General features: G+C 72.6%; 4 protein-coding genes. All 4 read left to right on the top strand.

The features are described from left to right. Nucleotides 1–322: 322 nt before the first annotated feature. The 4 genes from ACFVH5_RS24435 (at nucleotide 323) to ACFVH5_RS24420 (ending at nucleotide 5938) form a co-directional block, all read left to right on the top strand. Nucleotides 323–1933, top strand: a complete 1611-nt coding sequence (locus ACFVH5_RS24435) for a hypothetical protein (RefSeq protein WP_385835849.1) — start codon at nucleotides 323–325, stop codon at nucleotides 1931–1933. A gap of 167 nt (nucleotides 1934–2100) precedes the next feature. Beyond that, a complete protein-coding gene (locus ACFVH5_RS24430; RefSeq protein ID WP_385835848.1) occupies nucleotides 2101–2943 on the top strand; it encodes a nitrilase-related carbon-nitrogen hydrolase in 843 nt (280 codons plus the stop codon). Beyond that, nucleotides 2940–4232 (top strand): aspartate aminotransferase family protein, encoded by a 1293-nt coding sequence (locus ACFVH5_RS24425; RefSeq protein ID WP_385835847.1) that lies wholly within the window; start codon nucleotides 2940–2942, stop codon nucleotides 4230–4232. The genes ACFVH5_RS24430 and ACFVH5_RS24425 overlap by 4 nt, the downstream gene beginning before the upstream one ends. A gap of 125 nt (nucleotides 4233–4357) precedes the next feature. Continuing rightward, a complete protein-coding gene (locus ACFVH5_RS24420) occupies nucleotides 4358–5938 on the top strand; it encodes a PucR family transcriptional regulator (protein ID WP_385835846.1) in 1581 nt (526 codons plus the stop codon). Nucleotides 5939–6000 lie beyond the last annotated feature (62 nt).

Below are 6000 nucleotides of genomic sequence, written 5' to 3'. Positions count from 1 at the left end.
CGCGGACTTCCGCCCGGCACACCGAGAGCACGCACCAGACGCCGCCCGGCCCGCCCTCCGGGCGGACGCCGGGAATTTGACGACAGGACCTAGGGGCCGCCCGCAACGCGGGTGTTCGTCCGGGACGGGGTGCGCCGCGCTCGATTTACGGCGTGCCCCGATTGTCCGCCTCGACGGCACCCCATTCTCACCTCACGTTCCGGGGTGGTAACCGCACTCTGCGTCCAGGTCGAAAACTCGTCGTAGCGCTTTCGTAACACGACTGGTGTTTTCTGCCATATTGGAGTGCTCCGGTCCGGCGTGGGGTGGTGGGGTGAACGGCATGACAGTGGAACAACTTCCGGACCAGGTGCGGGAGTTCGCGTACTACCTCAACGGCCTGCTGTCCCGGCTCGACCAGGGCGGCGGCTGGTGCGGTGTGTTCTGGCAGCGCGACCCCGAAGGGATGCGGGCCTGCCTGGACGGGTGGGAAGTGCCGCCCTGGGACGTCGTGGAGGCCATCCTCCAGGATCTGGGCGCCGAGTACGGCGACCGGGCCGCGGCTCGGGAGACCGAGCGGGCCAGGGCCCTGCACACCGCCTCCCTCGCCGCGTACGACGCACGGCCCGGTGGTCGTGACGCCCTCGGCGACCGGCTCGACGTGATGCTGCGCGAACAGCGTTACGCCGCCGAACGCCTCTCGGAGCTGGGGCGTTCACTACCCGCGGCCACCACCCAGGAGGAGAGCGACTCCCTCCGCCTCGATCTCGCCTGGGCCCGCGACGACCACGACCGCGCGACCGCCCGTTGCACCGAAATCCGGTCCCGCATAGACGAGTTGGACCGGCGGGCGATGGACGGACACGCCCGGAGCGGGAACGACGGCCGTGATCCCGGCCGAACGGCCGCCCAGGCAGCCGCCCCGCGCCTGGGCGTACAGCGTCCGGCGCCGGACGAGGACGACTGGCCCGGCCTCTGGCGCGACGCCTCCGCGGACCGGGCCGCCCGTCAGGACGCGGCGGCCCACCCGGAGGCGGCGGCCCACCCGGACGCGCACGAAGCCCCCGACGCGCATGAGGCGTATGAAGCGCATGAAGCTCCCGAAGTGTACGGAGCCGCCGAGCACCCCGTCCCTCCCGAGGCCCCCGCGCCCAAGCAGCGCTCCAAGCGCCGCCTGCGGGGAGGCGCCCGGGGCAGCGCCCGCTTCGCCGGCATGGCGGACGCGAACACGGACGGCGACCCGGACGCGAACACGGGCCCGGGCGCAGGCTCGGGTACCGGCCCGGCCGGGGACGCGAGCAACCCCGTGACTCCCGTTCCGCCCGCGCCGCAGCGCGCGGACCGTACCCCCCGGGGTGCCCGGTTCGCGGGCGGTGCCGAGGCGGGCGGTGGGCAGCGGGCGCCGCGGCGCGAGGCGCTGGACGACGACGCGCGGCGGACCACCGTCGAGACCGTCGCCACGCTCGTGCGGCTGCGGGGCGAAGGCCGTACCGGCGAGGCGCACGCCGTGCTGGTCGAGGCCGCGCACTGGCCCGCCGCCCGCTTCCCGCTCCTCGCCGCCGAACTGCACCGCGCCGGACTCGACGCGGACTGGGCCTCCCTCCTCTGGGAGGCCGTCTCACTGCCCGCCGACCGACTGGTCGCCGCGGCCGACGCGCTGGTGGCGGCCGGACGCACCGCGGACGGCCGGCAGATGCTGCGGCAGGGCGTCGCACGCCCCGCCCCCGAGATAGGCGAGGCGGTCCTGGGCCTCGTCGAGGAGGGGCGGCACCGCGAGGTCCGCGCCCTGCTGGACGCGTACGTCCGCGTCCGCACCCCGGAGGAAGCCGCCCGCAGCATCGACGCCGACCCGCAGTTCCTCGCCCCGCTCCTCCTGGAGGCGGCCCGCGAGGTCTCGGAGCAGCGCTACTGGGATCTGATCCACGCCCTGCGCGTGGCCGGCTACACGGCCTGAGGCGGGACACGCCGTCCCGCTCACCCACAGGGGTGTGAAACATGATCGACTCCGCCGGTTAACGGCGATGGTCTTGCCCAGGGCAGCGCCGAGGCTTACTTTCAGGGCTCTACGCCCCGTGTCTACGGGCGTAGAAGCTCTCTGACGTCACGTCGAAGGAGCAGCTCATGGCCAACGTCGTACGCGCCGCTCTGGTCCAGGCCACCTGGACCGGCGACACCGCATCCATGGTCGCCAAGCACGAGGAGCACGCCCGCGAGGCGGCCCGTCAGGGTGCGAGGATCATCGGATTCCAGGAAGTCTTCAACGCCCCCTACTTCTGCCAGGTCCAGGAGCCCGAGCACTACCGCTGGGCGGAACCCGTACCGGACGGCCCGACCGTCACCCGGATGCGGGAACTCGCCCGCGAGACCGGCATGGTCGTCGTGGTCCCGGTCTTCGAGGTCGAACAGTCCGGCTTCTACTTCAACACCGCCGCGGTCGTCGACGCCGACGGCACGTACCTCGGCAAGTACCGCAAGCACCACATCCCCCAGGTCAAGGGCTTCTGGGAGAAGTACTACTTCAAACCGGGCAACCTCGGCTGGCCCGTCTTCGACACCGCGGTCGGCAAGGTCGGCGTCTACATCTGCTACGACCGCCACTTCCCGGAGGGCTGGCGCCAGCTCGGCCTGAACGGCGCCCAGCTCGTCTACAACCCGTCGGCGACCTCCCGCGGCCTGTCCGCCCACCTGTGGCAGCTGGAACAGCCGGCCGCCGCCGTCGCCAACGAGTACTTCATCGCCGCGATCAACCGGGTCGGCGAGGAGGAGTACGGGGACAACGACTTCTACGGGACGTCGTACTTCGTCGACCCGCGCGGCCAGTTCGTCGGCGAGCCCGCGAGCGACAAGAGCGAGGAACTCGTCGTCCGCGACCTCGACCTCGACCTGATCGACGAGGTCCGGCAGCAGTGGGCGTTCTACCGGGACCGCCGCCCCGACGCGTACGAAGGACTGGTGCAGCCGTGACCGAGGACCTGCTGGGCCGTCACCGGGCCGTTCTGCCCGACTGGCTCGCCCTCTACTACGCGAACCCGATGGAGATCACCCACGGCGAGGGCCGCCACGTCTGGGACGCGGCGGGCACCAAGTACCTCGACTTCTTCGGCGGCATCCTCACCACGATGACCGCCCACGCCCTGCCCGAGGTCACGAAGGCCGTCAGCGAGCAGGCCGGGCGCATCAACCACTCCTCCACGCTCTACCTCAACCGGCCGATGGTCGACCTGGCCGAGCGGATCGCCACGCTGTCGGGCATCCCGGACGCGCGCGTCTTCTTCACCACCTCGGGCACCGAGGCCAACGACACGGCGCTGCTCCTGGCCACCGCGTACCGCCGCAGCAACCAGATCCTGGCGATGCGCAACAGCTACCACGGGCGTTCGTTCAGCGCGGTCGGCATCACCGGCAACAAGGGCTGGTCACCGACCAGCCTGTCACCCCTCCAGACCCTGTACGTGCACGGCGGCGTCCGCACCCGCGGCCCGTACGCGGATCTCGACGACGCCGGCTTCGTCGCGGCCTGCGTCGCCGACCTGGAGGACCTGCTCGGCCATGTCCGCGCGCCCGCCGCACTGATCGCCGAACCCGTCCAGGGCGTCGGCGGCTTCACCTCACCGCCCGACGGCCTGTACGCGGCCTTCCGCGAGGTCCTCGCCGAGCGCGGCATCCTGTGGATCGCCGACGAGGTGCAGACCGGCTGGGGCCGGACCGGCGACCACTTCTGGGGCTGGCAGGCCCACGGGCAGCACGGCCCGCCCGACATCCTCACCTTCGCCAAGGGCATCGGCAACGGCATGTCCATCGGCGGGGTCGTCGCCCGCGCCGAGATCATGAACTGCCTCGACTCCAACTCCATCTCCACCTTCGGCGGCACCCAGGTCACCATGGCCGCGGGCCTCGCCAACCTCACGTACCTCCTGGAGCACGACCTCCAGGGCAACGCCCGCAGGGTCGGCGGACTGCTCATCGAGCGGCTGCGGGCCGTCGCCGAGCAGCTTCCGGGCGTACGGGAGGTCCGGGGCCGCGGGCTCATGATCGGCGTCGAACTGGTGAAACCCGGCACCGACGAGGCCGATCCGGACGCGGCGGCGGCCGTGCTCGAAGCGGCCCGCGAGGAAGGCCTGCTCATCGGCAAGGGCGGTGGGCACAGCACCAGCGTCCTGCGGATCGCCCCGCCCCTGTCCCTCACCGTCGCAGAGGCCGAGGAGGGCGCCGCGATGCTGGAGCGCGCCCTGCGGAGCGGTCTGCGGCACTGAGCGACGGCAGCGGGCTCCGAGCTGCGGGCGACTCGCAGCGGCAATCAGCTCCGACCGGGAGTCGACTCAGACCAGGAGCCGGCCCCGAGGAGTGTTCGGCACCGCGAGATTGAAGGTTCGCCCTGATGACGACCGCCTCGGAACCCGCCCTGTCGGTCCGGCAGATCCTCGCCCTGGAACGGGTGCTCGCCGGAGAGCCCGAGGTGGTGGCGGGCGCGGGCCAGCTCGACCGGCCCGTGCGCTGGGTGCATGTCGCCGAGGCCGCCGACGTCGGGGTGATGCTCAGCGGCGGCGAGATGGTCCTCACCACCGGCGTGCTGCTCGCGGGCGACCGGGAGGCGCAGGCCGAGTACATCCGCTCCCTGCACCGCGCGGAGGCCTCGGCCGTCGTCCTCGGACTCGGCCGGGCCTTTCCCGCGCCGCCAGAGGTGATGCGGCGGGCCGCCGAGCGGTGCGGGCTGCCGATGGTGGTCCTGCACCGCCCGTTCCCCTTCGCCGAACTCACCGAAGAGGTCCAGTCCCGTCTCGTACGAAGGAAGTTCGCGGCCGTCAGCCTCTCGGAGGCCGTACGGACCGCGCTGACCGGGCTCATCACGACGGGCGCCCCGCTGCAACGGCTGCTCGACGAGATCGCCGGCCACAGCGCCTGCCCGGTGGTCGTCACCAACCTCGCCCACCGGGTCCTCGCCACGGCGGGGGAGCGGTCCGCCGTCGACGACGTGCTGCGCGACTGGGAGCGCATCGCGCGGCAGGCGGGCGGCAGCGAGGGCGACGGCTGGGTCCGCGCCGAACTGGGCGGACGCGGGGAGCGCTGGGGCCGCATCGTGCTCTGCGGCTACCGCGGCGACACCGCCACCGGCCGGCTCCTCGCCGACCGCGCCGCCGAGGCCCTCGTCCTGCACCGGATGCTCGGCGGCCCCGCGCACTCCTGGGAGGAGCAGTCCGCGCAGAGCCTGCTCACCGACCTCGTCTCCGGAGCCGTACCGGCCCGGCATCTGCTGCCCCGGGCCCGCGCGGCCGGACTGCCGGTCAACCGGCGGACGTTCGTACCGCTGGCCGTACGAGGTGTCGGCGCGACTCAACTCGCTCGCGTACTGCGGCTGTTGGGGCTCCCCGGACTCGTCGCCGAACTGGCCGACGGGGTCACCGCCGTCCTGCTGAGCCTCGCCAGGGACCAGGACGCCGAAGCCCTCGCCGCACACTTCGCCACCCGGCTGCGTACGGAACCGGACGGCGGCGTCCCACGGGAGCGGGCGTCCGCGGCCGTCGTCGCCGCAGCGGACGCGCGGACCGGGTGGGACGACGTGCCCGCGGGGCTGCGCGAGGCCCGGCACGTGGCCGACTCGGTGGCCGAGAGCCCGGCCGACCGGGACCTGCCGGCCGTGGTGCGGCTGAGGGACGTGCATCTGCGCGGGCTGGTACGGCTGTTGCGCGATGACCCGCACGTCCAGTCCTTCGCGGAACGGGAGTTGGACGGGCTGCTGTGCGGCGCCGACGCGGAGGCGGAGCTGCTGCCGGTGCTGCGGACGTATCTGGCCACCGGCCGCAACAAGTCGCGTACCGCACAGCTCCACCATGTCTCGCGGCCCGCGCTGTACCGGCGGCTTGAGTCCATAGAGGCGCGGCTCGGGGTCGACCTCGACGACTTCGAACAGGCCGCCTCCATCCACATCGCCCTCCTCGCGCACGACGCGCAACAACGCTGAAACATGGAACGACCTGGGAAAACGGTGGTGAAACATGAGCCTTCGCAAGGGTGACACCGTGG

It is taken from the genome of Streptomyces sp. NPDC127119 (assembly GCF_042677425.1).
Taxonomy (GTDB): Bacteria; Actinomycetota; Actinomycetes; order Streptomycetales; family Streptomycetaceae; genus Streptomyces.
Note: the sequence above shows the minus strand (reverse complement) of the source record. Positions and strands in the feature narration are given on the sequence as shown.

What these genes read in the sequence shown, in the direction of transcription:
- ACFVH5_RS24420 (WP_385835846.1), top strand. Translation starts at nt 4,358, where the DNA reads ATGACGACCGCCTCGGAACCCGCCCTGTCGGTCCGGCAGATCCTCGCC.
- ACFVH5_RS24435 (WP_385835849.1), top strand. Translation starts at nt 323, where the DNA reads ATGACAGTGGAACAACTTCCGGACCAGGTGCGGGAGTTCGCGTACTAC.
- ACFVH5_RS24430 (WP_385835848.1), top strand. Translation starts at nt 2,101, where the DNA reads ATGGCCAACGTCGTACGCGCCGCTCTGGTCCAGGCCACCTGGACCGGC.